This is a genomic window from Micromonospora sp. NPDC048907 (assembly GCF_055586885.1).
This window is the reverse complement of sequence record NZ_JBVJHI010000002.1, coordinates 599,027-622,994: the sequence shown is the minus strand read 5'-3', so window position 1 is coordinate 622,994 and position 23,968 is coordinate 599,027. Positions and strand designations below refer to the sequence as shown.

The 23,968-nt window shown below is 74.9% G+C and carries 23 protein-coding genes; 16 read left to right on the top strand and 7 right to left on the bottom strand.

From position 1 onward, the window contains the following. Positions 1-570 carry a TetR/AcrR family transcriptional regulator gene (locus ACZ6PY_RS07955; RefSeq protein ID WP_262282292.1) on the bottom strand — a complete coding sequence of 190 codons (570 nt, stop codon included), beginning with the start codon at positions 568-570 and terminating at the stop codon, positions 1-3. A 60-nt stretch (positions 571-630) separates the two neighbouring features. Here ACZ6PY_RS07955 and ACZ6PY_RS07950 point away from each other — a divergent pair, with 60 nt between their 5' ends. From ACZ6PY_RS07950 to ACZ6PY_RS07940, 3 genes are all read left to right on the top strand, one after another. Next, positions 631-1,116 carry an FBP domain-containing protein gene (locus tag ACZ6PY_RS07950; RefSeq protein WP_466070249.1) on the top strand — a complete coding sequence of 162 codons (486 nt, stop codon included), beginning with the start codon at positions 631-633 and terminating at the stop codon, positions 1,114-1,116. Between the two features lie 61 nt (positions 1,117-1,177). Further along, positions 1,178-1,510: a PadR family transcriptional regulator gene (locus tag ACZ6PY_RS07945; RefSeq protein WP_466070247.1), complete on the top strand. Its 333-nt coding sequence runs from the start codon at positions 1,178-1,180 to the stop codon at positions 1,508-1,510. Then, positions 1,504-2,478: a hypothetical protein gene (locus ACZ6PY_RS07940; RefSeq protein WP_466070245.1), complete on the top strand. Its 975-nt coding sequence runs from the start codon at positions 1,504-1,506 to the stop codon at positions 2,476-2,478. The genes ACZ6PY_RS07945 and ACZ6PY_RS07940 overlap by 7 nt, the downstream gene beginning before the upstream one ends. 22 nt (positions 2,479-2,500) lie before the next feature. Here ACZ6PY_RS07940 and ACZ6PY_RS07935 read toward each other — a convergent pair whose 3' ends face one another. Continuing rightward, the gene (locus tag ACZ6PY_RS07935) at positions 2,501-3,775 is read right to left on the bottom strand and encodes a M48 family metallopeptidase (protein WP_466070243.1); all 1,275 of its coding nucleotides are present in this window, start codon (positions 3,773-3,775) and stop codon (positions 2,501-2,503) included. Positions 3,776-3,836: 61 nt separating this feature from the next. After that, positions 3,837-4,268, bottom strand: a complete 432-nt coding sequence (locus ACZ6PY_RS07930; RefSeq protein WP_466070241.1) for a hypothetical protein — start codon at positions 4,266-4,268, stop codon at positions 3,837-3,839. A gap of 154 nt (positions 4,269-4,422) precedes the next feature. Here ACZ6PY_RS07930 and ACZ6PY_RS07925 point away from each other — a divergent pair, with 154 nt between their 5' ends. The 5 genes from ACZ6PY_RS07925 (at position 4,423) to ACZ6PY_RS07905 (ending at position 8,108) form a co-directional block, all read left to right on the top strand. After that, positions 4,423-4,629, top strand: a complete 207-nt coding sequence (locus ACZ6PY_RS07925; protein ID WP_466070239.1) for a hypothetical protein — start codon at positions 4,423-4,425, stop codon at positions 4,627-4,629. Positions 4,630-4,705: 76 nt separating this feature from the next. Further along, the gene (locus ACZ6PY_RS07920) at positions 4,706-5,356 is read left to right on the top strand and encodes a histone (protein WP_466070237.1); all 651 of its coding nucleotides are present in this window, start codon (positions 4,706-4,708) and stop codon (positions 5,354-5,356) included. Positions 5,357-5,427: 71 nt separating this feature from the next. Next, complete coding sequence (locus tag ACZ6PY_RS07915) at positions 5,428-6,864, top strand: RNB domain-containing ribonuclease (RefSeq protein ID WP_466070235.1); 1,437 nt, start codon at positions 5,428-5,430, stop codon at positions 6,862-6,864. Positions 6,865-6,937: 73 nt separating this feature from the next. Then, a complete protein-coding gene (gene npdG / locus ACZ6PY_RS07910; protein ID WP_466070233.1) occupies positions 6,938-7,636 on the top strand; it encodes an NADPH-dependent F420 reductase in 699 nt (232 codons plus the stop codon). 28 nt (positions 7,637-7,664) lie between these two features. After that, a complete protein-coding gene (locus ACZ6PY_RS07905) occupies positions 7,665-8,108 on the top strand; it encodes a VOC family protein (protein WP_466070231.1) in 444 nt (147 codons plus the stop codon). A 44-nt stretch (positions 8,109-8,152) separates the two neighbouring features. Here the strand turns inward: ACZ6PY_RS07905 and panB are convergent, their stop codons facing one another. After that, a complete protein-coding gene (panB, locus tag ACZ6PY_RS07900; protein ID WP_466070229.1) occupies positions 8,153-8,998 on the bottom strand; it encodes a 3-methyl-2-oxobutanoate hydroxymethyltransferase in 846 nt (281 codons plus the stop codon). Positions 8,999-9,126: 128 nt separating this feature from the next. After that, positions 9,127-10,887, bottom strand: coding sequence for an NAD+ synthase (locus ACZ6PY_RS07895; RefSeq protein ID WP_466070227.1), 1,761 nt, complete (start codon positions 10,885-10,887; stop codon positions 9,127-9,129). A 151-nt stretch (positions 10,888-11,038) separates the two neighbouring features. Between ACZ6PY_RS07895 and glnA the strand changes: the two genes are divergently transcribed. From glnA to ACZ6PY_RS07870, 5 genes are all read left to right on the top strand, one after another. Continuing rightward, positions 11,039-12,388, top strand: a complete 1,350-nt coding sequence (gene glnA, locus ACZ6PY_RS07890) for a type I glutamate--ammonia ligase (protein WP_262282305.1) — start codon at positions 11,039-11,041, stop codon at positions 12,386-12,388. 83 nt (positions 12,389-12,471) lie between these two features. Then, positions 12,472-12,897: a DUF350 domain-containing protein gene (locus ACZ6PY_RS07885; protein ID WP_466070225.1), complete on the top strand. Its 426-nt coding sequence runs from the start codon at positions 12,472-12,474 to the stop codon at positions 12,895-12,897. Between the two features lie 32 nt (positions 12,898-12,929). After that, a complete protein-coding gene (locus ACZ6PY_RS07880) occupies positions 12,930-13,622 on the top strand; it encodes a helix-turn-helix transcriptional regulator (protein ID WP_466070224.1) in 693 nt (230 codons plus the stop codon). 71 nt (positions 13,623-13,693) lie between these two features. Continuing rightward, positions 13,694-17,035, top strand: a complete 3,342-nt coding sequence (locus tag ACZ6PY_RS07875) for an NACHT domain-containing protein (RefSeq protein ID WP_466070222.1) — start codon at positions 13,694-13,696, stop codon at positions 17,033-17,035. A gap of 91 nt (positions 17,036-17,126) precedes the next feature. Continuing rightward, positions 17,127-17,498: a VOC family protein gene (locus ACZ6PY_RS07870; RefSeq protein WP_466070220.1), complete on the top strand. Its 372-nt coding sequence runs from the start codon at positions 17,127-17,129 to the stop codon at positions 17,496-17,498. Between the two features lie 142 nt (positions 17,499-17,640). Here the strand turns inward: ACZ6PY_RS07870 and ACZ6PY_RS07865 are convergent, their stop codons facing one another. Next, positions 17,641-18,087, bottom strand: a complete 447-nt coding sequence (locus tag ACZ6PY_RS07865; RefSeq protein WP_466070218.1) for a hypothetical protein — start codon at positions 18,085-18,087, stop codon at positions 17,641-17,643. Positions 18,088-18,268: 181 nt separating this feature from the next. Between ACZ6PY_RS07865 and ACZ6PY_RS07860 the strand changes: the two genes are divergently transcribed. Beyond that, positions 18,269-19,153 carry a Vgb family protein gene (locus ACZ6PY_RS07860; protein WP_466070216.1) on the top strand — a complete coding sequence of 295 codons (885 nt, stop codon included), beginning with the start codon at positions 18,269-18,271 and terminating at the stop codon, positions 19,151-19,153. Between the two features lie 16 nt (positions 19,154-19,169). On the opposite strand, the gene ACZ6PY_RS07855 is transcribed toward ACZ6PY_RS07860, so the two are convergent. Further along, positions 19,170-20,099, bottom strand: a complete 930-nt coding sequence (locus ACZ6PY_RS07855; RefSeq protein WP_466070215.1) for a S66 peptidase family protein — start codon at positions 20,097-20,099, stop codon at positions 19,170-19,172. 65 nt (positions 20,100-20,164) lie between these two features. On the opposite strand from ACZ6PY_RS07855, the gene ACZ6PY_RS07850 reads away from it, so the two are divergent. Both ACZ6PY_RS07850 and ACZ6PY_RS07845 read left to right on the top strand, forming a co-directional pair. Beyond that, positions 20,165-20,932: a type 1 glutamine amidotransferase gene (locus tag ACZ6PY_RS07850; protein WP_313719007.1), complete on the top strand. Its 768-nt coding sequence runs from the start codon at positions 20,165-20,167 to the stop codon at positions 20,930-20,932. Between the two features lies 1 nt (position 20,933). Further along, on the top strand, positions 20,934-23,957 hold the full coding sequence (locus ACZ6PY_RS07845) for a bifunctional [glutamine synthetase] adenylyltransferase/[glutamine synthetase]-adenylyl-L-tyrosine phosphorylase (protein ID WP_466070213.1): 3,024 nt from the start codon (positions 20,934-20,936) through the stop codon (positions 23,955-23,957). Positions 23,958-23,968 lie beyond the last annotated feature (11 nt).

Here is a 23,968-nt window from a genome sequence, read left to right as displayed (position 1 = left end):
TCAGCCCGGCGGCCAGTTCCGCAGCAGGGCGTCCAGCGCGTCGAGGGTGCGCGACCAGGTGGCGTCGGTCGTCCGCGGCGTGTGCCGGAAGCCACCGGCCCGCTCCAGCGACACGTAGCCGTGGAAGGTGCTGTGCAGCAGGCGTACGGCGTCGGTCTGGTCGGGTTCGGCCAGCCGGTAACCGCGCAGGATCGCGCGGGTCATGTCGGCGTGCCGCCGTGCCGCGCTCGCCTCGGCGGTCTCCCGGTCGAGTTGCAGCTGCGCCGCGGCGTACCGGCCGGGGTGCTGGAGGGCGTAGTCGCGGTAGGCGTCGGCGAAGGCGACCAGCGCGTCCTTACCCGCCCGGCCGGCGAGCGCGTCGGCGGCCCGGTCGGCCATCTCCGCCAGGGCCAGCATGGCCACCCGGACCCGCAGCTCCTGGGCGTTCCTGAGGTGGAAGTACAAACTCGCGTCCTTGACCCCGAACCGGCGGGCCAGCGCCGAGACGGTGACGTTCTCGAAGCCGACCTCGTCGGCCATCTCCGCCGCCGCCAGGGTCAGGCGCTCGACCGTCAACCCCGTACGGGCCATGTGTCCCACCCCACGTCTAGATTCTCTAGCCTTTTACCTAGGAGGCCTAGACTAGCGCCTATGACACCCCTGTCCGAGCCCGCCATCCGGGCTTCCTTCGTCAATTGCACCAAGGGCGAGGCCAAGCGCCTGGCCCTGCCCCGGGATCTGGCCGAGCGCCCCTGGGCGGACCTCGACTTCCTGGGCTGGCGCGACTCCGCCGCGACCGAGCGGGCCTACCTGGTCGCCGAGTCCGGCGCCGGGCTGCTCGGCGTGGCCCTGCGGGTGGCCTCGCAGGCCGGGCGGGGCCGGCGCAGCATGTGCTCGCTCTGCCTGACCACGCACACCGGGGACGGCGTCACGCTGATGACCGCCCGCAAGGCGGGCCCGGCCGGCCGGGCCGGAAACTCGGTCGGCAGCTACCTCTGCGCCGACCTGGCCTGCTCCCTCTACCTGCGGGGGAAGAAGAACGCCGGCCGGCGCCTCGACGAGTCCCTCACGCTGGCCGACAAGATCGACCGGACCACGGCCAACCTCGCCGCCTTCCTCCAGCGGGTCGTCGAGTAGGCGGGCGTTCCTGCCCGGCGTGCCGCGCGAATCTATGTAGAGTCGCGATATAGTCCCGCCCATGCGGTTGACGATCCCGGTGGCCAAGGTGCTCTCCGCGCTCCTCGCCGACCCCGAGGCCCCGCGCTACGGGCTCGACCTGATGAAGCTGACCGGCCTGGCCAGCGGCACCCTCTATCCGGTCCTGCACCGGCTCCAGGCGGCCGGCTGGCTCGCCGCCGACTGGGAGGAGGTGGATCCGGTCGCCGCCGGCCGGCCCGCCCGCCGCTACTACCGGCTCACCGGCGAGGGGGTGGGTGCCGCCCGGCTGGCGCTGGCCGAACTGCGTGCCCTCACCCCCGACAGCGGGACCGTCCGGGGCGGCGCCGAGCCGACGGGAGCCCCGGCGTGGTGACCCGGCGGCTGGCCGGTCTCCTGCTCCGGGCGGCGGCGCGGCGCTGGCCCGCGGAGCTGCGCGCCGAGCTGGTCCGGGAGTGGGACGCGGAGCTGCACGTCCTGGCCGGACACGGGCAACGGTGGCGGATGCTGCGCTTCGCGGCCAGCCTCGCCGCCAGCCGGGCCGGTGCGCCGATGGTCGACCGGGCCCTGCTGCACGGGCGGCTGCGGCGTACCGCCAGGGTGCTGCTGCTCGCCCCGCCGGCGTGCGTCGCCGTCGTGGTGCTCGCCGCCGTGGTGATGAACGTGGCGTACGCCTGGCTCGACGTCCACCTCGCCTGGGCGACCGCGGTGCAGCTGCCGCTCTGGTCCGGCCTCACCGCGGTGGCGGGCACGCTGCTCGCCCTCCTCGTCACCCGGGCCGCGCGGCGGACCGTACGCACCGGACCCCTGGCCACCGCGCTCGGCGTCGTGCTGCCGATCGGGCTGACCGTGACGGTGGTGCTCGCCGCGCTCGCAGGCCGGGACGATCGGCGCCTGCCGGGCACCGTGCCCGGGCTCCTGCTCTGGCTCGCTCTCCTGGTGCCGGTCCTCTGGGGCGCAGGGATCCTCGCCCGCCGGGGACGGACCCGGCTGGCCTGGGTCGTCGGGGTGCTCGGCGCGCTGGTCGCGGCCGACGCCGCGGTCGTCCTGGCGGTGGTGTCCACCATCCCGGCGACCCCCGTCGGGCCGGTCGCCGACGGCCTGCCCCCGGACACGGTGGACCGGATCTCCGCCCCGCTGTGGCTGCTCACCTGCTGGACCGACTCGTCGTTCGGGCTGCCCCGCCCCACCGCCTGGGAACGGTTCCTCATCACCGACCTGGTGCTCGTCGAGCCCGTCTTCTACCTGGCCTGCACCCCGTACGCGGTGGCCTACACCGTCGCCGCCGCCCGGCCGGCGCCGGCCGCCGAACCCGTGCCGGAGCCCGTGCCGACACCCACCTGACGCGGCGGCCCGCGACGCGGCGTCAGCTCTCCCAGGCGGCCATCCGGCCGGCCCGCTCGTAGTGCCGGGCCAGCTCCGCGTCGATCCGCTCGGCCCGGGCCTCGGTGAGCACCACGGCCGGGTCCTGCCAGGACCGCGCGGTGAGCATCCGGTGGCGCAGGCCGGCCGGGGGGTGGGTGGCGAACAGCGACATGCCCTCCCGGACGGAGAGCTGGCGCACCAGCGGCAGCCGGTCGACCGCCGCGTCCAGCGAGCGGGCCGTCCCGGCCCGCCAGGCCGCCGCCCCGTGCCCGCCCCGGGCCGCCTGCCGCACCACCAGCGCCACCGACTCGGTGCTGAGCAGCACGTCGAGCAGGCGGGTGGCGCCCGCCGTGCCGGCCGCCCGGGCGGCCATCTCGTCGGCCAGGTACTCGGCCCGCTGGCTGCCGCGCAGCGCGGTGGCGGCCAGCGCCAGGTGACCGACGAAGAGCAGCCGGGACAGCGCCCACGACACCATCCGGCCCAGCCACTCGCCGATCAGCACGATCAGCCCCGCGCCGTGCGTGCCGGGCGCCGGCCGGAACAGGTCGGCGGCCGTGCCGAGCATCGTCAGCGCCGGCTGGGTGAGCGGCCCGCGCCGCACGTCGCCGTTGACGAAGTGGCCCAGCTCGTGACCGAGCAGCGCCACCCGCGCCGGCCCGTCCAGAGCGCCCCACAGCGGCAGCCCGAGGCAGAGCAGCCGGCGCCGGCGCAGTCCCACCGCGGTCGCGTACGCGTTGAGGTCGCTGTCGACCCCCAGCACGTGCGGCACCGGCGCGCCGATCCGCTTCGCCACCTCCTCGACCAGGGCGTGCAGCTCGGGTGCCTCGGCGCGGGTGAGCACGTCCACCTCCGGCGGGACGCGGCCGAAACGCGGGCGCAGGGCCAGCGCCAGCGCGATGAGCGCCACCCCCAGGACGACCGCGAAGTTCGGGAACGGGTACGCGAACAGCAGCCACACCCCGGTCACCGCGAGGGCCAGCACCCCGACCAGGAGCAGGACGGAGATGCCCACGGTCAGCGCGCCGGCCACGCTCCACCCGGTCGACTCCAGCGGCCGGCCGACCAGGTCCGCGTACTGCTGGCGGGTCAGCCGGGCGGCCAGCCGGTAGGTCCGCCGGTCGATCCAGGACCAGCCCAGCTCGGGCGCCTGGCGGGCCCGGTCGTAGCCGTCGAGGTTCCACTCGCAACCGGCGCACCAGGGCAGCGCCTCGCGGATCGACACGGTCGCCGCCCCGCACTCCGGACACGTTCCCGCGCCCGCCAACGTGGTGATCATGAGGGGTGATCCTGTCGGGAACCGGCCGGCGCTGGTACCGGCCGTTCGGGGGAGGGGCGGGTCAGCGCGGGCAGGGCAGCCGCTCCAGCGGGGCGGGGGTGGCGCCCGGGCGCACCGACTGGGCGAAACAGGCGCTGGACTCGGCCCGCTGCCAGCCGAACACCGACGCGGCGGTCTTCACCACGCGTACCCGGAAGACCAGCCGGACCTCGGCGACACCCGCCGCCGCCGACAGGACCTCGACGCCGTCCACGGTGTCGGCGGCGAACCGCAGGTCGGCCTCCCGCGCCGCCGGCTCGGCCAGCAGGAGGGACCGGGTGCGTTGGGCGGTGGCCGTCACCTCCCGGTCGGCCCGGCGTTCCAGCCGGTGCTGGGACCGGTCGCGCAGCAGCGGAACCCCCAGCGTCAGCCCGACCGCCACGAGCACCGCCAGCGCCGTGCCGGCCAGCAGCCCGCGTCGCCGGCGTGCCGACCGTCCTCCCCCGAAGCGCACCCCGGGATTGTGCGCCCTCGACCCGGCAGCCGGCTGCCCCGTCTTTCGCCGTTACGGCCCGGAACCGCTCTGACCAGGTCTACTGTGGAGGACATCGGGGACTATTTCCGGCGTTCCGGTGGCGGCCGGGCGGTTGGCGGTGCACAGTGATCGCATGAGCGACGACGGACGTGGTGGCGGGCACTACTACTGGTGCACCCGTCACCACCGGGTCGAGACCGATGCCGACGTGTGTCCCGCGAAGCACGTTCTCGGACCGTACGCCTCAGCCGCCGACGCGGAGAACGCCCTGCAGCAGGTGCGGGAGCGCAACGAAGCGTGGGAGGCGGAGGACGCCCGTTGGGCCGGGGAGAACAGGTAGACGGCGCGGGACGGCCCGCGTCGAGGTGATCCGTGCTCCGCGAGGGCGAGAGCACGTCCCAGGAAAGGGAACCGAGATGGCCGAAGCACAGCAGGCCACCCGCCCGGCCGCGAAACGGACGACCGCGAAGAGGACCACCGCGGGCAGGACGACGGCCACCAAGGCGTCCCCGAACGCCTCCGGCGCCGGCGCCGGCCGGGTGCCGGCGAAGAAGGCCGCAGCGAAGAAGGCGACAGCCAGGAAGGCCGTGTCGGCGGCCCGGAAGGCGCCCGCGAAGAAGGCGCCGGCCACGAAGACCACCGCCAAGAAGGCGCCTGCCAAGAAGACCACCGCGAAGAAGACCACCACCGCGCAGAAGGCGGCCGCCAAGAAGACGACGGCGGCGAAGAAGACCACCGCGGCGCGGAAGACGACCACCCCGGCGCGGAAGACGACGACCGCGGCGACGCGGACGACGACCGCGAAGAAGGCCCCGGCCAAGAAGACCACGGCCGCCAAGAAGGCCCCGGCCAAGAAGACCACCGCCGCGAAGAAGGCCCCGGCCAAGAAGACCACCGCCTCGACCCGTCCCGCGGCGAAGCGGACGACGGCGGCGAAGAAGGCACCCGCCAAGAAGGCCACCACCGCGAAGAAGACCACCGCGGCGAAGAAGGCCCCGGCCAAGAAGACGACGGCCGCCAAGAAGACCACCGCGCGCAAGGCGCCGGCACGCAAGGCCACCGCCTGACGGGGTCCGCCCGCCGCTGACCGGCGCGTGCCGGTGAGCGGATCACGCGGGGCGCTGTCAGGATTGACCCCGTGGTGATCCGACGCGTACTGGCGCCCCGCATCGACTTCGGCGCGCTGCGCCGCGAGCTGGGACTTCCCGAAGACTTCCCGCCCGCGGCGCAGCGCGAGGCCGACGCGGCCGCCACCGCGCCGCTGCCGGCCGTCGCCGACCGGACCGACATCCCGTTCGTCACCGTCGACCCGGCGACCTCGCGCGACCTCGACCAGGCCATGCACCTCGCCCGCCGTCCCGGTGGCGGCTTCCGCATCCGGTACGCGATCGCCGACGTGTTCACCCACGTCCGGCCCGGCGGGACGCTCGAGGCGGAGACCTGGCGCCGGGGGCAGACCGTCTACCTGCCCGACGGGAACGTGCCGCTGCACCCGCACACGCTGAGCGAGGGGGCGGCCAGCCTGCTGCCCGACGCCGACCGGGCGGCGGTGCTGTGGACCATCGACATCGACGCCGACGGCGGCACGGTCGCCGTCACCCTCGAACGGGCCCGGGTGCGCAGCCGGGCCAAGCTCGACTACTCCGGCGTGCAGCGCGACGCCGACGCCGGCCGGCTGCCCGAGCCGATCGCCCTGCTGCCCGAGATCGGCGCCCTGCTCACCGCGCGCGGGCTGCGCCGGGGCGCGATCAACCTGCCGCTGCCCGAGCAGGACGTCGAGCCGGACGGCGACGGCTGGCGGCTGGTGCTGCGCGGGCCCGGCCCCATGGAGGAGCACAACGCCCAGATCTCCCTGCTGACCGGGATGGCCGCCGCCGACATCATGCTGGCCGGCCGGATCGGGCTGCTGCGCACGATGCCGCCGCCCCGGCCCGAGGCGGTCGACCGGCTGCGGCTGGCCGCCGGGCCGCTCGGCGTGCCCTGGCCGGCCGGCGCCACGGTCGGCACGGTGCTCGCCGCGCTGGACGCCTCGCAGCCCCGGGCGGCGGCCTTCGTCGACCAGGCCGCCGAGCTGATGCGCGGCGCCGCGTACACGGCGTTCGACGGGGAGCCGCCCGAGCAGCCGGAGCACGGCGGGGTGGCCGCCGCGTACGCCCACGTGACGGCGCCGCTGCGCCGGCTCGCCGACCGGTACGCCACCGAGGTCTGCCTGGCCCTGCACGAGGGCCGGGAGGTCCCCGAGCACGTCCGCGTCGCGCTGCCGAAGCTGCCCGAGGTGATGGCCACCACCGACCGGACCGCGTCCGCGGCCACCCGGGGCGCGGTCGAACTGGCCGAGGCGGTGCTGCTGGCACATCGCGTGGGCGAGACCTTCGAGGCGGCGGTGGTGGACGTCGACGAGCCGCGCCCGGCGGGCAACGGCCGTCCGGGGCGCCCGCCCGGCGGCACCGTCGCGCTGGACGAGCCGCCGGTGCGCGCCCGCTGCACCGGCGACCTGCCGCTCGGCGAGCGGGTCCGGGTCCGCCTGACCGTCGCCGACCCGGCCGAGCGCAAGGTCGCCTTCGAGAAGGCGTGAGGCGGCGGAGGGCGGGGATTGTCACAGCGCCCGGCCGCGCCGCCGTGCGGTGACCTTTGCGAGGATGACCCGTATGGCTTACGACGCGACCACCCTGCCCGACGTCTCCGGGCTGACCGTCGGCATCATCGGTGGCACCGGCGACCAGGGGCGGGGTCTCGCCTACCGGTTCGCCCGGGCCGGGCAGGCCGTGCTCATCGGCTCCCGCGCCGCCGACCGGGCCGCCCAGGCCGCCGCCGAGATCGCCGCCCTGCCCGGCGTGCCGGCCGGCGCCACCGTCGCGGGCGCGGACAACGACGAGGTAGCCCGCCGCAGCGACGTGGTCATCATCGCGGTGCCGTGGGACGGGCACGCCGCCGTCGTCGGTGCGCTGGCCGGCCCACTCGCCGGCAAGATCGTCATCGACTGTGTCAACCCGCTGGGCTTCGACAAGCAGGGCCCGTACGCGCTGACCGTGGCCGAGGGCAGCGCCGTGCAGCAGGCCGCCGGGCTGCTGCCCGACTCCCGGGTCTGCGCCGCCTTCAACCACGTCAGCGCGCCGCTGCTGGCCGACCCGGAGGTCGACCGGATCGACCTCGACGTGCTGATCTGCACCGAGGACCGGGAGCTGGTCGGAGTGGTTGCCGCGCTCGCCGCCCGGATCCCCGGGATGCGGGGCATCTACGCCGGCCGGCTGCGCAACGCCCACCAGATCGAGGCGTTCACCGCCAACCTGATCGCGATCAACAAGCGCTACAAGGCGCACGCCGGCATCCGCGTCACCGACCTGTGACGTCGTACCCGTGCGGCACCATCGCCGCATGGAATGGCAACTGGTGATCGACTGTCGGGAGCCGTCGCGGCTCGTCGCGTTCTGGGCGCAGGCGCTGCGCTACCGGCCGCAGCCGCCGCCCGACGGGCAGCCGACCTGGCGGGACTGGTACCTGTCGGTCGGCATCCCGCCCGAGGAGCTCGGCGAGGGCGACTGCGCCGACCGCCTGGAGGACCCGACCGGCGCCGGCCCGCGGATCTGGTTCCAGCCGGTCCCGGAGGCCAAGACAATCAAGAACCGGCTGCACATCGACCTGAAGGTCGGCGGCGGGCGTGGGGTGCCGGTGGCCGAACGGCGCTCCCGCGTCGACGCCGAGGTGACCCGGCTGACCGCCCTGGGCGCGCGGGTGCTCGGTTCGATGGACGACCCCGACAACGGCTACTACTCCGCGCAGCTCGCCGACCCGGAGGGCAACGAGTTCTGCGTGGTCTGACCGGCCGGGCGGCGCGGCCGGGAGCCGCACCGCCCGGCGTACGGTCAGAAGGTGTGCTCGGCGGCCGGGAACTGGCCGCCGCGCACCTCCTCGGCATAGCGGCGGGTGGCGTCGGTCAGCGCGCCGGCCAGGTCGGCGTAGCGCTTCACGAAGCGCGGGGCCCGGCCGGTGCGCAGCCCGGCCATGTCCTGCCAGACCAGCACCTGCCCGTCGGTGTCCGGACCGGCGCCGATGCCCACCGTCGGGATGCGCAGCTCGGCGGTGATCCGCTTCGCCACCTCGCCGGGCACCATCTCCAGCACCACCGCGAAAGCGCCCGCCTCGGCCACCGCGCGGGCGTCGGCGACGACCTCCTCGGCGGTGTCGCCCCGGCCCTGCACCCGGTAGCCGCCCAGGGTGTGCTCGCTCTGGGGGGTGAAACCGATGTGCGCCATCACCGGGATGCCCGCACCGACGATCGCCTCGATCTGGGCGGCGCAGCGCCGGCCGCCCTCCAGCTTCACCGCGTGGCAGCCGCCCTCCTTCATGAACCGCACCGCGGTCCGCAGCGCCTGCGTCGGCCCCTCCTCGTACGAGCCGAACGGCAGGTCACCGACGATCAGCGACTGCCGGGTCGCCCGCACCACCGCGCGGACCAGGGGGAGCAGCTCCTCGGCGGTCACCGGCAGGGTGGTCTCGTAGCCGAAGACGTTGTTCGCCGCCGAGTCGCCGACCAGCAGCACCGGGATCCCCGCCTGGTCGAAGATCGAGGCGGTGTACTGGTCGTACGAGGTGAGCATCGCCCAGCGCTCGCCGCGCTCCTTGGCGGCGATCAGGTCGCGGGTGCGGACCCGTCGGGTGGCCGGCCCGCCGTAGAGGGCGGTCACCTCGGTCGGGGTGGACTCCACCATGACTCTCTCCTTCCTCGAGGCCGCGTTCGCGGTCCCCGGGTTCCGCCGCGATCGTCGCACCGGGGCACCGGCCGCGGGCAGGGCGGAGTGGAGGATTTCACTCCCGTCGGCGGGGCGCCGGGCGCGGGTCAGCCGTCCTCGCGCCAGCGGTTGGTGACCGGCAGCCGCCGGTCCCGGCCGAACGCCTTCATGGAGATCTTGGTGCCGGGGGCCGACTGCCGGCGCTTGTACTCGGCGGTATCCACCATCCGCAGCACCCGGTCGACGACCGCCGGATCGTGGCCGGACGCGATCAGGCCCTCCCGCCCCAGGTCGCCGTCGACGTAGCCGATCAGGATCGGGTCGAGCACGTCGTACTCCGGCAGGCTGTCGCTGTCGAGCTGCCCGGGGCTCAGCTCGGCCGACGGCGGCTTGCCGATCGAGTTCTCCGGGATCGGCGGTGTCTCGCCGCGCCGCTCCGCGTCGGCGTTGCGCCACTTGGCCAGCCGCCAGATCAGCGTCTTCCAGACGTCCTTGACCGGGTTGTAGCCGCCCACCGAGTCGCCGTACAGGGTGGAGTAGCCGACCGCCAGCTCGCTCTTGTTGCCGGTGGTGAGGACCAGGTGCCCCTCCTGGTTCGACAGCGCCATGAGGATCACGCCGCGGACCCGGGCCTGGAGGTTCTCCACGGCCACGCCGGAGAGCGACAGGTTGGCCAGGAAGGCGTCCACCATGGGCTGGATCGGCTCGATGCGGAAGTCGAGGCCGGTGCGCTTGGCCAGCTCCTCGGCGTCGGCGCGGGAGTGCTCGGAGGAGTGCTGGCTGGGCAGCGACACCCCGACCACCCGCTTCGCGCCGAGCGCGTCGACGGCCAGCGCCGCCACCACCGCCGAGTCGATGCCGCCGGACAGGCCGAGCACCACCGACGGGAACCGGTTCTTGTTCACATAGTCGCGCAGGCCCAGCACCAGCGCCTGCCAGACCTCCGCCTCGTCGGCGACCGGCGCGATGATCCCGCCGACCGCGACACCGTCCCCGTGCCTCGGCGGGAGGGTGTCGCTGACCTTGGTGCGGACGATCCGCATGTCGTCGGCGACCTCCTCGTCGTCGACCGGCTCCCTGGCCGCCGGCAGCTCCACGTCGTGCACCAGCAGGTGCTCGACGAACTGGGGCGCCCGGGCGAGCAGCGTGCCGTTCGCGTCGACGATCATCGAGTCGCCGTCGTAGACCAGCTCGTCCTGGCCGCCGACCATGTTCACGTACGCGATGGTGGCGCCCGCCTCGGCGGCCCGGCGGCGGACCAGCGGCAGCCGGATGTCGTCCTTGTTCAGCTCGTAGGGCGAGCCGTTGATGTTGAGCACGAGCCCGACGCCCGCCTGCCGGGCCACCGCGAACGGGCCGCCCGCCTGCCACAGGTCCTCGCAGATGGTGAGCGCGACGTCCACCCCGCCGATCCGGACCACGGTCAGCGCGTCGCCGGGGACGAAGTAGCGGTCCTCGTCGAACACGCCGTAGTTGGGCAGGTGGTGCTTGAAGTAGACGGCCGCCACCGACCCGCGGTGCAGCAGCGCCGCCGCGTTGCGCGCCCCCCTGCCCGGCTCGGCGTCGGCGCTCACCTGCGGCGGGCCGTCCGCGTCGAGATAGCCGACCAGGACCGGCAGGTCACCGAGGCCGTCGGCGGCCAGGTCGGCGGCGAGGCGGCGCAGCGCGGCCCGGGAGGCGGCGACGAACGACCGGCGGAAGACCAGGTCCTCGACCGGGTAGCCGGTCAGCATCAGCTCGGGGAAGAGGGCGAGCTGGGCGCCGGCGTCGGCGGCCTTGCGGGCCCAGCCGCGGACCATGTCGGCGTTGCCGGCGATGTCGCCGACCGTCGGGTCGACCTGGCACAGGGCGAGACGCAGGGTGGGCATGACCTCATCTTGCCCCAGCCGGAGGGGCCGAATCCGGCCGGACGCCGCAGACGCCGGAGGCGTAACGTCGGCGTAACGAGCCCGGTGGAGACTGGGCGGTCAGGCCGGGCCGGCCCGGCCGGTGCGGACGTACGTGTCACGAGGGGTGGAAGTGGACCGTCAGCAGGAGTTCGTCCTCCGTACGCTGGAAGAGCGGGACATCCGGTTCGTCCGGCTGTGGTTCACCGACGTGCTCGGCACGCTCAAGAGCGTGTCGGTGGCCCCCGCGGAGCTGGAGGCGGCCTTCGAGGAGGGCATCGGCTTCGACGGCTCGGCCATCGAGGGCTTCGCCCGCGTCTTCGAGTCGGACATGGTCGCCATGCCCGATCCGACCACCTTCCAGGTCTTCCCCTTCGAGGGCGGCGTCAGCGGCGAGAGCGCCCGGATGTTCTGCGACATCCTGCTCCCCGACGGCAGCCCGTCCTGGGCCGACCCGCGGCACGTGCTGCGCCGGGCGCTCTCCCGGGCCGCCGAGAAGGGCTTCACCTTCTACACCCACCCGGAGATCGAGTTCTTCCTGCTGGAGAACGGCCCGCAGGACGGCTCGCTGCCGGTCCCGGTGGACACCGGCGGCTACTTCGAGCACACCACCCACGCGGTGGCCCGCGACTTCCGCCGCCAGGCGGTGCTGGCGCTGGAGCGGATCGGCATCTCGGTGGAGTTCAGCCACCACGAGGTGGCCCCCGGCCAGCAGGAGATCGACCTGCGCTACGCCGACGCGCTCACCACCGCCGACAACATCATGACCTTCCGGCACGTGGTGAAGGAGGTCGCCCTCTCCACCGGGGTGCAGGCCAGCTTCATGCCGAAGCCCTTCACCGACCAGCCGGGCAGCGGCATGCACACCCACCTGTCGCTGTTCGAGGGCGAGCGCAACGCCTTCCACGACGCCGGCGACCCGATGAAGCTCTCCAAGGTGGCCAAGTCGTTCATCGCCGGGCTGCTCACCCACGCCCGGGAGTACACCGCCGTCACCAACCAGTGGGTCAACTCCTACAAGCGGCTGTTCCCGCAGGCGCTGCCGGACCGGATCACGGAGAGCCCGGCGTACGTCTGCTGGGGTCACCTGAACCGGTCCGCGCTGGTCCGGGTGCCCGCCTACGGCAAGCCGAACTCGGCCCGGGTCGAGGTCCGCTCGCTGGACTCGGCGACGAACCCCTACCTGGCGTTCGCGGTCATGCTCGGCGCCGGCCTCAAGGGCATCGAGGAGGGCTACGAGCTGCCGCCGGGCGCCGAGGACGACGTCTGGTCGCTGAGCACCGCGGAGCGTCGCGCCATGGGCTACCAGGCGCTGCCGGAGAACCTGGCCGAGGCGATCGACGTGATGGCCGGTTCCGAGCTGGTCGCCGAGGTGCTCGGCGAGCACGTCTTCGACTTCTTCCTGCGCAACAAGCGGGCCGAGTGGGAGCAGTACCGCCGCGAGGTCACCCCCTACGAGCGGCAGCGCTACCTGTCGCTCTAGATCACGGTGGTGCGGTGCCGCTATCGTCTGCGGCACCGCCCCCGGCACCCCGCCGGGCGGCGCGGAGGCCGGGGAGGCGTTCGGTGCTGGAGGATCTGCTCAGCGGGGCCTGGCAGAGCATCGTGTTCGGGGTCGTCGGGGTGGCGCTGATGGCCGCCGGCTTCCTGCTGGTCGACCTGCTCACGCCGGGGAAACTGCGGGAGCTGATCTGGGTGCGCCGCAACGGCAACGCGGCGCTGCTGCTCGCCGCCAACCAGCTCGGCATCGCCGGCATCGTCTTCACCGCGATCCTCACCAGCTACAGCTCCTTCGGCAAGGGGCTGGCGTCCACGGTGGTCTTCGGCCTGGTCGGCCTGCTCGTCATGGCGCTCGCCTTCCTCGTGCTCGACCTGCTCACCCCCGGCCGGCTCGGCGAGATCATCTGCGCGGACGAGGCGCACCCGGCGGCCCGGGTCAGCGCCGCCACCCACTTCGGCGCCGCGCTGATCGTCTGCGCCTGCATCGCCTGAGGCGTGTCGTACCCGGGGCATAGCCTCCGGGCGTGAACCGCACCGACCGTCTCTACGCCCTGGTGGAGGAGCTGCGGGCGGTGTCGCCGCGACCGCGCAGCGCGCGGTGGCTGGCCGGGCGCTTCGAGGTCAGCACCCGCACCATCGAGCGGGACATCACCGCGTTGCAGGGCGCCGGGGTGCCGATCTGGGCCGAGCCGGGCCGCACCGGCGGCTACGTGGTCGACCGCGCCCGCACCCTGCCCCCGGTCAACCTGACGCCGGGCGAGGCGGTGGCCATGGCCGTCGCGCTGCACCGGTTGGGCGGCACGCCGTTCGCCCCGGCCGCCGGCGCGGCGCTGCGCAAGCTGGTCGCGGTGATGCCGCCCGCCGACGCCGCCGAGGCGCACCGCCTCGCCGGCCGGGTGCACCTGATCGGCGGTGGGCCGGCGACGCCCGTCCCGGCCGCCGTGGCCGACGCGGTCGCCGCCCGGCGCGTGCTCCGCCTGCGCTACGCCGACCGCGCGGGCGCGACCTCGGCCCGGGACGTGGAGCCGCTGGCCTACCTGGGCAACGCGACGCACTGGTACCTGGTGGGTTGGTGCCGGCTGCGCGCCGGGCTGCGCTGCTTCCGCACCGACCGGATCGTGGCGGTGCGGCCGCTGGCCGAGCCGGTGACCCGGGAGCTGCGTCCCGAGGACCTGGACATCCCCGCCGGGCGGCTCCGTCCACTGAGTCTGGTCTGATACCCGACAGCGCCCGGCCGGCGGATGCGGGACCCTGAGGGGTCCGGCCGTGCCTGGGGGAGGAGCGCGGGGTGCCCGACACGCTCAGCTACGCCGACGCCGTCCGCCTGCTCGGCGGGGAGCAGAGCAGGTTCGTCGACTGGTTCGACAAGCTGACGTCGGCGGTGCCGGTGCCTCCGCTGCTCGGCATCCTCGACGCCAGGGGATTCGTCCGGCTGGGGCACGAACTGGTGCGCACGGTGTCCGAGCAGAGGTCCGGGCTGTCCCGGTACGGGCGGACACAGCGCCTCCAGGCGGCGCACGCCGTCATCGCCGTGACCGCGTTCTACGAGGCGCTGGCCGAGGTCGACCTGCCGTTCACGCCCGCGGACCTCGCCCTCGACAAGGGGGAGCAGCTCGCCCTCGCGGGAGCCGGGCCGGTCACCGGCACGACGGTGACCGAGGCGTTCTTCGGCACCGCCGCGCCGGTGCCGGGCGCGCACCTGCCCTACTCGGACCTGTCCGCCGCCCTGACCAGGTACTACGACGACCTGGCCAACCGGCTGCTCCGGTTCTGCGCGGGGCTGGCGGTCTGGGAGCAGGCGGACCAGCACCGGCGCGACGCGGCCGAGTCGGCGCTGCTGGCCGTCTCCCGGGTGGCTGTCGGCCGGCACCGGGAGCTGCTCACCCAGCTGGCTCAGGACTTCCCCGAGGTCGACTTCTGGCTGGGGCTCCAGGAGCACGAGGCGACCCGGCAGGAGGTCCGGTCGCTCTCGGTCGGGTTGGCGGCGATGCGCCAGGTGCTGACCGACATCTCCACGGGCCACGTGCCCGACCGGCGGCGGGCCGGCCTCGCCGCCGCGCACGCCGCCGAGCTGCGACGGCCGATCCTTCCGTCGGGGGAGGTGCCGGCGGGGTTGCAGGTCCCGACCCTGGGTGAGGCGTACGTGCCGCCGCTGTGCCGGATCGTGAAGCTGTCACCCTCCGCGCGGCCGACCGACGAGACCTGGTGGAGCCGGTATCCGCTCCGGGACGACCTGTGGCAGTCGTTGCTGGTGCACCTGACGACGGCGGAGGCGTCGACGGCGCCGCTTCTCGTGCTCGGCCAACCGGGCTCGGGCAAGTCCGTGCTGACCCGCGTCCTCGCCGCCCAGTTGCCGGCCGCCGACTTCCTGGTGATCCGGGTCGAGCTGCGCGCCGTGCAGGCCGTGGGCGACCTCCAGGATCAGATCGAACAGGCCGTGCGCAACGCCACCGGCGAGGCGCTCACCTGGCCCGACCTGGTCCGCTCGGCCGGTGACGCGATGCCGGTCGTGCTGCTCGACGGCTTCGACGAGCTGCTGCAGGCCACCGGCGTCAGCCAGAGCGACTACCTGCGGCGGGTGGCCGTCTTCCAGCGCCGCGAGGCGGATCAGGGGCGTCCCGTCGCCGTGCTGGTCACCACCAGGTCCAGCGTCGCCGACCGGGCCCTGCCGCCACCCGGCACGGTCGTCCTCCGGCTGGAACCGTTCGACGAGACCCGCATCGACACCTGGGTCGACACCTGGAACCGGACCAACAGCTTCTCGTTCGGGACGCTCGGCGTGAGCCCGCTGGACGCCCACGCCGTCCGGGCGCACAAGGAACTCGCGGAGCAGCCGCTGCTGCTGCTCATGCTCGCGCTCTACGCCGCGGGCGGGCACGACCTGCGCGACGTCGGCGGGCTGGGACGGGGCGACCTGTACGAGAAGCTGCTGACGAGCTTCGCCCGGCGGGAGGTCGCCAAGCAGGACCCGTGGCTGCCGGAGGACGAGGTCGCCCGGGCGACCGAGGACGAACTCCGCCGGCTGTCGGTGGTCGCCTTCGGCATGTTCAACCGTGGCGCCCAGTGGTTGACCGAGGACGATCTCGAGGCGGATCTGGACGCCCTGCCGTTCCTGGGGCACCGGCCACCGCTTCCGGTGCCGGCCCGCGGGAGCATGCGGGGGGCGCTGCGGCGTTCCGAGATCGTGCTGGGCCGCTTCTTCTTCGTGCACCGGTCGGAGGCGGTGCTCGGCGGTGGGCTGGCCCGGACCTACGAGTTCCTCCACGCGACCTTCGGCGAGTACCTGATCGCCCGGTCGGTCACGCTGGTCCTTCAGGAGCTGGTGGAACGTGAGGCGGCGAGCCTGCTGGGCGAGGCGTCCGTCGACGACGACCGGCTGCACGCGTTGCTGTCCTTCGCCGTGCTGACCAGTCGGGCGCCGGTCGTCACCTTCGTGGCCGAACGGCTGGCCGCCTGGACGCCGGGCCGCCGCTCCGCCGTCGTGAGCATCCTGTCGCGCCTGTTCCGCACCGCGTCGGACCCGCGCCCCACCGGGCGCCACCGGTCCTACCAGCCTCGACCGGCGACCGTACCGGCGCGCTGCGCGGTGTACTCGGCGAACCTGCTGGTGCTGGCTCTCTGCGTCACCGACCTGCCGTCCGCCGCCCTGTACGGGAACGGTGCGGCGTCGGCGTACCGCTGGCGACGGCAGGCGCTGCAGTGGCGGGCGCAGCTGCCCGAGGGGGAGTACCTGAGCCTGTTGACCGTGGTGCGGCCGACACGGACGTGGACCGACGGCAGCCGCGAGCTGCTGCTGTCGATCCGGCGCGACGACGAGCCGGACGAGGTGCCCGGTGACCCTCGCTGGCAGTTCGGCGGGCGTACCGACGAACCGTCCGTGGTGGATGCCGGTTCCCGGTACGGGACGACCGACACGGATGTGGAACTGCTGCAGCGCACCGCGTACTTCGAGTGCGACCCGACCGTCGAGGCGGTGCTGCACGCGCTGGAACCGCTCGGCCTCCGCCCCTCCGGCCGGGCGCCGGTCCGGGCCACGCTCCGCTCCGACCTGGTGGACGGGTTCTACGCCTTCCCGGACGGGGACCGCTCGGAGGCCCGCCTGCTGCTCGACGTGGCCCTCCTGCCGCTGTCGACGGCCACCGCCGGCGAGCGGGCGCGGATCTACGAACGGCTGTTCGCCACGTTCGGCTCCCCGGAGAACCGTGCCGAACGAGCGGTGGCCGCTCTCGTGCTGGAGCGCATGGCCGTCGACGAGGGCCTGGCGCCGGGCTTCGTGGCCGACGCGCTCCGTCGCCTGGAGGAGCTGTCGCTGACCGGGGAATCCCGCGCTCCCGCCTTCCGCTGCCTGCTCGCGTTCCTCGGCCGGGACGACCAGGCGGACCTCCGGTTCGTCGCGCTCGCCGCCGACCTGGTGCGGGGCGCCCGCGGGTTCGCCGCGAGCCGTGGCCGCCCCGCGGACTGGCTGGACGAGGCCGGCGCCGACGTGCTGGTGCGCCTGCACGAGCTCGCGCTCCGTCGTGAGCCGGTGTCGGCCGCGGAGGCGGAGAGCTTCCGGCAGCGGTGCGGTCGCCGCCGACCCGACCTGGTCGAACGCCTGCGACCGCTCGCGGACCCCGACCGGGTGGAGTGATCCGGAAACACCGACAGGACGCTGTCGCGGACGGGGGCGAGGCTTGCTTTCTGACGCCGGCCGACCGTGCCGGCGCGGAGCAGGAGGAAACATGTCCAGCATGCCCGTGACCTGGTTCGAGATCGGCTCGGACCGCCCGGAGGAGGCCGAGCGCTTCTACGGCGACCTGTTCGGCTGGACCTTCGAGGAGCAGGGCGGCCCGGGCGCGTCGTACCGGCAGACGACCGCCGGCGGGGAGCACGGGATCGGAGGCGCCATCCGAGCCGTCGACGGCGACTCGCCGAACTACGCGATCTTCTATGCGGAGGTCGCCGACGTGGCGGAGACCTGCCGGCGCGCCGAGGCGGCCGGCGGCAAGGTGCTGGTGCCGCCGCGAACCACGCCGAGCGGCCTGAGCCTCGCCCAGCTGCTCGACCCGTCCGGCAACCGCGTCGGCGTCTTCACCCCGCCCGCCGAGGGATGACCGCTCCGGGTGCGTCTGATGCCGCCGGAGCGACACCAGACGCACCCGAATCGCGGGCGGTCGGCCCGGTGGCCCCGCCGCGGAGCGGGTCCCGGCCGCGGAGGGAGGTGCGGCCGGTGAGGAGACGGCGGGGCCAGCCGGGTCACCTACCCCAGCGGCCGTCCCCGCCGCGAGGGCCGTGACCGCCCGGGCCCGGGAAGACACCGGCCTCGGTCGCCTTCAGCACCGCGTCGGCCTGCTCCTGGGTGAGCTTGCCGTCCTTGACGGCCTGGTCCAGCCGCTCCTTCAGCGCGGCCTGCCGGTCCTCGGTCGACGGCCGCTCGGGCCGGTCGTCCTGGCGCTGCTCGCGCAGCTTCTCCAGCGCGGCGGTCACCTTGTCGGTCGGGACGCCCAGTTCCTTGGCGAGCGCCTCGGCGAAGTCGGCCCGCCGATCGGTCCGCTGCTGCTGCTGGTCGGTGCTCGTGCTGGCGCTCGGGCTGGGGCTCTTGTCGTCGGCGAGCGCCACCGTCGGGGCGGCGATCCCGACGCCGAGCACGCCGGCGGCGGCCACGCCGGCCAGCAGGTGCTTCCTCGACATCCTGCGGATCATGCGATTCTCCTGTTCGGTGGTGGTGCGATGACGTCACCGACAGTGACCGGCGGAGCTGGGCGCCACCCGTGGCGAACCTGTCAGCGCGCTGGCAATCGCATCGGCGAACGGGGACAAACCAGTTGCGACGGGCTGCGCCGGCCGGGAGGGTGGGCCGGTCACCGACGGAAGGCGAGGCCGCATGACGAACCCCTCCATCCGGGAGATCACGCTCGCGGAACCGGGCTCGGGACCGTACGGGATCACCGCCGGCCCGGACGGCGCGCTCTGGCTGACGCTCGCCGGGACGGGCGGCGTCGCCCGGGTGGGGCGCGACGGCGAGGTGCGGACGTACCTCGCGGACCCGGCGGGAAGCCGCCCGCTGATCATCACCGCCGGCCCGGACGGCGCGCTCTGGTACACCCGCTCCGGCGACGACCGGCTGGGCCGGATCACCGTCGACGGGGAGACCGGCTCCGTCGCGCTCCCGCCGGGGACCGCGCCGTGCGGCCTCGCCGTCGGCCCGGACGACGCCCTCTGGTACGCCGGCATGGGCGACGACACGGTCGGCCGGGTCACCGTCGACGGTGCGGTCACCACCTTCCCGCTGCCCGCCGCCAGGGGCTTCCCCTCGATGCTGGCGGCCGGGCCGGACGGCGCACTCTGGCTCACCCTCAACCAGGCGAACGCGATCGCCCGGGTCGCGCTGGACGGCCAGGTGACGCTGCACGCCCTGCCGACCGAGGCCGCCGGACCGGTCGGCATCACCCTGGGCGGCGACGGCGCGCTCTGGTTCGTCGAGATCGCCGCCGGGCAGCTCGGCCGGATCACCCCCGACGGCCGGATCGACGAGTTCCCGCTGCCGGACCGCGCGGCCCGCCCGCACGCCATCGTGGCCGACCCGGCCGGCGGCTGCTGGTTCACCGAGTGGGCCGCCAACCGCATCGGCCACATCGACAGGGCCGGCCGCATCACCGGCCACGACCTGCCCACCCCGTCCTCAGAACCCCACGGCCTGACGCTGACCCCGGACGGCACGGTCTGGATCGCCCTGGAAACCGGCGCGGTCGCCCACCTGACCCCCTGACCGGGAAACCCCGGGGTCAGTGGACGGCGGGGGTGACTGTCAGGGTGCCGGTTGTCGCGTCGAGGACCGCGGGGGTGCCTACCGGGACCGTCAGCTGGTGGGGGCCGTGGCCGATGGGGAGGCCGCCGAGGATCGGGACGCCGAGGTCGCCCAGGCGCTCGGTGAGCACGTCCGTGATCGTGGTGTCCCAGCCGTCGGCGCAGTCGGTGAACTGGCCCACCGCCACCCCGGCGATCCCGTCCAGGGCGCCGCAGCGGCGCAGGTGGGTGAGCATCCGGTCGACCTTGTACGGCGGCTCCTCCACCTCCTCGACCAGCAGCACCGCCCCGGTCAGGTCGGGCATGTCCGGGGTGCCGATCGACGCCGTGATCAGGCACAGGTTGCCGCCGAGCAGCCGCCCCTCGGCCCGCCCGGGCACCCGGACCGTGTACGTCTCCTCCTCCTTCACCGCCTCGACCGTCACCGGTTCGGTGGTCATCAGCGCGGCGTGCAGCGACTCCGCCGAGCGCAGCGGGGTGCGCTCGTCCCGCCACGCCGCGCCGGGGCCGTGGACGCCGGCCAGCCGGGCGCCCCGCCACAGCGCGAACTGCAGCGCGGTGATGTCGGAGAAGCCCGCCACCACCTTCGGGTCGCGGCGGACCGCCGCCATGTCGATGAGGTCCACCACCCGCTGCGCGCCGTAGCCGCCCCGGGTGCAGATCACCCCGCGGATCTCCGGGTCGGCGAACGCGGCGTTCAGATCGGCGGCCCGCAGCTCGTCGGCGCCGGCCAGGTAGCCCTGGCGGGCGTACGCGTGCGGCGCGGGCACGGGGCGCAGCCCCCAGCCGGTGAGCAGCTCGATGCCGCGGGCCACCCGCTCCGGACGGGTCGGGCCGGAGGGCGAGACAAGCATCACCTGGTCGCCGGGGCGCAGGACCGGTGGGCGCAGGCAGTCGTCGGTGGGCACGACGGGAGCCTAGTGCGGCCGAGCCGGACCGGCCCTCGCCGGGCGTACCGGATAGCCTCGACGTCGTGGCGACCGCGCTGGTGATCGAGAACGACCCGACCGACGACCTCCGCCGCCTGGGGGAGTGGCTCACCGAGGGAGGCCTGGACCTGTGGGTGCTGCGCCCGCACGCCGGTGACGCGCTCCCCGCCGACCTCGACGGCTACGTCGCGCTCGTGGTGCTCGGCGGCGAGCAGCAGGCCTACCCGCTGCCGGACGGCACGCCGGGTGCGCCCTGGTTCCCGGCCCTCGAAGGGCTGCTGCGCAAGGCGGTCCGGCAGCGGATCCCCACCCTCGGGGTCTGCCTCGGCGGGCAGCTGCTGGCCACCGCCCACGCCGGGCAGGTCGAGCGCAGCCCGTCCGGGCCGGAGGTCGGGCCCGCGGTGGTGGGCAAGCGGGACGCCGCCGAGACCGACCCGCTCTTCCGGTACGTGCCGCTGATGCCGGACGTGCTCCAGTGGCACAGCGACGAGATCACCGCGCTGCCGCACGGGGCCACCCTGCTGGCCGCCTCGACTCGCTACCCGAACCAGGCGTTCCGCCTCGGCGACCGGGCCTGGGGGCTCCAGTTCCACATCGAGTGCGACACCGCGATGATCGCCGACTGGGCCCGCGACTCGGAGCTGCTGGCCGAGCTGGGCTACGACCCGGAGCTGGTGGTGGCCGCCTGCGACCGGGTGATGGCCGACGTGGAGGAGGTCTGGCAGCCGTTCGCCGTCCGGTTCGCCGCCCTCGCGCTCGGCGAGCTGGACGCCGCCACGATCCGTCCCACCCTGCCGCTGCTCGGGCACTGAGATGACCCGACCGGCCCGGGGTCGCCTGGCCCGCTACGGGTTCGCCGAGGGCGACGGCTCGGCGTGCGCCGCCGACCTGCTCGGGCCGGACGGGCTCGGGTTGTGGCGCGTCGAGGAGCAGGAACCCGCCGACGAGGCGGCCGGTGAGCTGCTCGCCGCCCTGTCCCGGGCCGCCGACCCGGACCTGGCGCTGCGCCAGCTGCACCGCGTCGTGGAGGCGGAACGGCGTACCGGGGAGAAGCCGGCGGTGCTGGATGCCCTCGCCGCCGACCCGGGGCTGCGCCGCCGCCTGGTCGCGGTCCTCGGTGCCTCCTCGGCGCTCGGCGACCATCTCGTGGCCAACCCCGACCAGTGGCCCGTGCTGGCCACCGAGGCGGACGGGCTGGCGCCCTCCGCCGACGGCCGGCTCGACCTGGCCACGGCCGCCCGGCTGACCGCCGCCACGGGCCCGGTCCCGGCGCTGCGGCAGGCGTACCGGTTGGCGCTGCTGCGGATCGCGGCGGCCGACCTGACCGGCGGCCGCGGCCTGGAGCAGACCATGGCGGCGCTGTCCCGGCTCGCCGACGCCACCCTGGCCGCCGCCTACGACATCGCCGCCGACGAGCTGCCGGAGGGCACGCCCCGGCCCCGGCTGGCCGTGGTGGCGATGGGCAAGTGCGGGGGCGACGAGCTGAACTACGTCTCCGACGTCGACGTCATCTTCGTGGCCGCCACCGACGACGACCTGGCCGCCGCGACCCAGGTCGCCACCCGGCTGATCCACATCTGCGGGCTGGTCGCCTGGCCGGTCGACGCCGCGCTGCGTCCCGAGGGCAATCGGGGCCCGCTGGTCCGCACCCTCGCCAGCCACCTGGCCTACTACCGCCGCTGGGCCCGCACCTGGGAGTTCCAGGCGCTGCTCAAGGCCCGGCCGGCGGCCGGTGACCTGGCGCTGGCCCGCGAGTGGATCGACGCGCTCGCCCCGCTGGTCTGGACCGCCGCCGAGCGGCCGGAGGCCGTCGAGGACGTCCGGGCGATGCGCCGCAAGATCATCGACCACGTCCCGCCGAAGGAGCTGGAACGCGAGATCAAGCGCGGCCCGGGCGGGCTGCGCGACATCGAGTTCGCCGTCCAGCTGCTCCAGCTCGTGCACGGCCGCGTCGACGAGTCGCTGCGCGCGCCCGGCACCATCCCGGCGCTGCGCGCCCTGGTCGCCGGCGGCTACGTGGGCCGCGCCGACGGGGAGGCGCTGCTGCGCGGCTACCGCTTCCTGCGCGGCGTCGAGCACCGCCTCCAGCTCCAGGGCCTGCGCCGCACCCACACCGTGCCGACCGAGCCGGCCGCGCTGCGCTGGCTGGCCGCCGCGCTCGGCTACGCCGCCACCCCGGGCCGCAGCGCCGTCGAGGAGTTCCGCGCCGAGTGGGTCACCCACGCCACCGAGGTACGCCGGCTGCACGCCAAACTGCTCTACCGGCCGCTGCTGGAGTCGGTCGCCCGGGTGCCCGCCGAGGGGCTGCGGCTCACCCCGGAGGCGGCGCGGCACCGGCTGGAGATCCTCGGCTTCGCCGACCCGGCCGGAGCGCTGCGGCACCTCCAGGCGCTCACCGGCGGGGTGAGCCGCACCGCCGCCATCCAGCGCACCCTGCTGCCGGTGCTGCTCAGCGAGTTCGCCGACGCGCCCGAGCCGGACCGGGGGCTGCTGAACTACCGGCAGGTCTCCGACAAGCTCGGCAGCACCCCCTGGTACCTGCGCCTGCTGCGTGACTCCGGGCCGGTGGCCCGCCGGCTGGCCCGGGTGCTCTCCTCCTCCCGGTACGCCGCCGACCTGCTGGCCCGGGAGCCCGAGGCGCTGCGGCTGCTGGCCGAGGACACCGAGCTGACCCCGCGCCCCCGCGAGGTGCTCGGCGAGGGCTTCACGGCCGCCGCGACCCGGCACGACGACCCGGTCGAGGCCACCCGCGCCGTCCGCGCGCTACGCCGCCGGGAGCTGGTCCGGCTGGCCTGCGCCGACGTGCTCAGCCGGGCCGGCACGCTCGCCCCGCTCACCCCACGGTCGCCGGACGGCGGCGGGCGGATGCCCACCCTGGCGGACGTCACGGCGGTCGGGGCCGCCCTCTCCGACGTCGCCGACGCCACCCTGGCCGCCGCGCTGCGCACCGCCCGGGCCGCCCAGCCGGGCCCGCCCGGCCTGCGCTTCGCCGTCATCGGCATGGGCCGGCTCGGCGGTCGCGAGTCGAACTACCTCTCCGACGCCGACGTGCTGTTCGTCTACGACCCGCCCCAGGGCGGGGACGAGCGGGCCGCGGCGGCCGCCGCCCACGCCGTCGCCGAGGAACTGCGCCGCCTGCTCTCCGCGCCCGCCCCCGACCCGCCGCTCGGGGTCGACGCCGACCTGCGCCCCGAGGGCCGGCAGGGCCCACTGGTACGCAGCCTCGCCGCGTACGCCCAGTACTACGCCCGCTGGTCCAAGGTGTGGGAGGCGCAGGCGCTGCTGCGGGCCCGGTTCGTCTGCGGCGACGCCGACCTGGGCGCCGAGTTCGAGGCGATGGTCGACCCGGTGCGCTACCCGGCCGACGGCCTGACCCGCGAGCAGGTGGTGGAGATCCGCCGGATCAAGGCCCGGGTGGAGACCGAGCGGCTGCCCCGGGGCGCCGACCCGGCCACCCACACCAAGCTGGGGCGGGGCGGGCTCGCCGACGTGGAGTGGGCCGTGCAGCTGCTCCAGCTCCGGCACGCCGGCCGGCTGCCCGCGCTGCGGGGCACGAGCACCCTCGGCGCGCTGGGCGCGGCCCGTGACGCCGGTCTTGTCGATCCCGAGGACGCGGCCGAGATGGCGGCCGGCTGGACGCTCGCCGCCCAGGTCCGCAACGCGCTGATGCTGGTCCGCGGCCGGGCCGGTGACCAACTGCCCCGGCACGGGGTGGAGCTGGCCGGCGTCGTGCGGCTGCTCGGCGGCGACGACCCGGGCGAGTTCCTCGACGAATACCTGCGGACCGGCCGCCGCGCCCGGACCGCCATGGAACGGGTCCTCGACGCCCCGTCCTGACCCGCCGGCCT

Excerpts from the sequence above, each read along its gene's own strand:
- ACZ6PY_RS07955 (WP_262282292.1), bottom strand. The coding sequence starts at position 570 with ATGGCCCGTACGGGGTTGACGGTCGAGCGCCTGACCCTGGCGGCGGCG.
- ACZ6PY_RS07950 (WP_466070249.1), top strand. The coding sequence starts at position 631 with ATGACACCCCTGTCCGAGCCCGCCATCCGGGCTTCCTTCGTCAATTGC.
- ACZ6PY_RS07945 (WP_466070247.1), top strand. The coding sequence starts at position 1,178 with ATGCGGTTGACGATCCCGGTGGCCAAGGTGCTCTCCGCGCTCCTCGCC.
- ACZ6PY_RS07935 (WP_466070243.1), bottom strand. The coding sequence starts at position 3,775 with ATGATCACCACGTTGGCGGGCGCGGGAACGTGTCCGGAGTGCGGGGCG.
- ACZ6PY_RS07925 (WP_466070239.1), top strand. The coding sequence starts at position 4,423 with ATGAGCGACGACGGACGTGGTGGCGGGCACTACTACTGGTGCACCCGT.
- ACZ6PY_RS07920 (WP_466070237.1), top strand. The coding sequence starts at position 4,706 with ATGGCCGAAGCACAGCAGGCCACCCGCCCGGCCGCGAAACGGACGACC.
- npdG (WP_466070233.1), top strand. The coding sequence starts at position 6,938 with ATGGCTTACGACGCGACCACCCTGCCCGACGTCTCCGGGCTGACCGTC.
- ACZ6PY_RS07905 (WP_466070231.1), top strand. The coding sequence starts at position 7,665 with ATGGAATGGCAACTGGTGATCGACTGTCGGGAGCCGTCGCGGCTCGTC.
- panB (WP_466070229.1), bottom strand. The coding sequence starts at position 8,998 with ATGGTGGAGTCCACCCCGACCGAGGTGACCGCCCTCTACGGCGGGCCG.
- ACZ6PY_RS07895 (WP_466070227.1), bottom strand. The coding sequence starts at position 10,887 with ATGCCCACCCTGCGTCTCGCCCTGTGCCAGGTCGACCCGACGGTCGGC.
- ACZ6PY_RS07870 (WP_466070220.1), top strand. The coding sequence starts at position 17,127 with ATGTCCAGCATGCCCGTGACCTGGTTCGAGATCGGCTCGGACCGCCCG.
- ACZ6PY_RS07865 (WP_466070218.1), bottom strand. The coding sequence starts at position 18,087 with ATGATCCGCAGGATGTCGAGGAAGCACCTGCTGGCCGGCGTGGCCGCC.
- ACZ6PY_RS07860 (WP_466070216.1), top strand. The coding sequence starts at position 18,269 with ATGACGAACCCCTCCATCCGGGAGATCACGCTCGCGGAACCGGGCTCG.
- ACZ6PY_RS07845 (WP_466070213.1), top strand. The coding sequence starts at position 20,934 with ATGACCCGACCGGCCCGGGGTCGCCTGGCCCGCTACGGGTTCGCCGAG.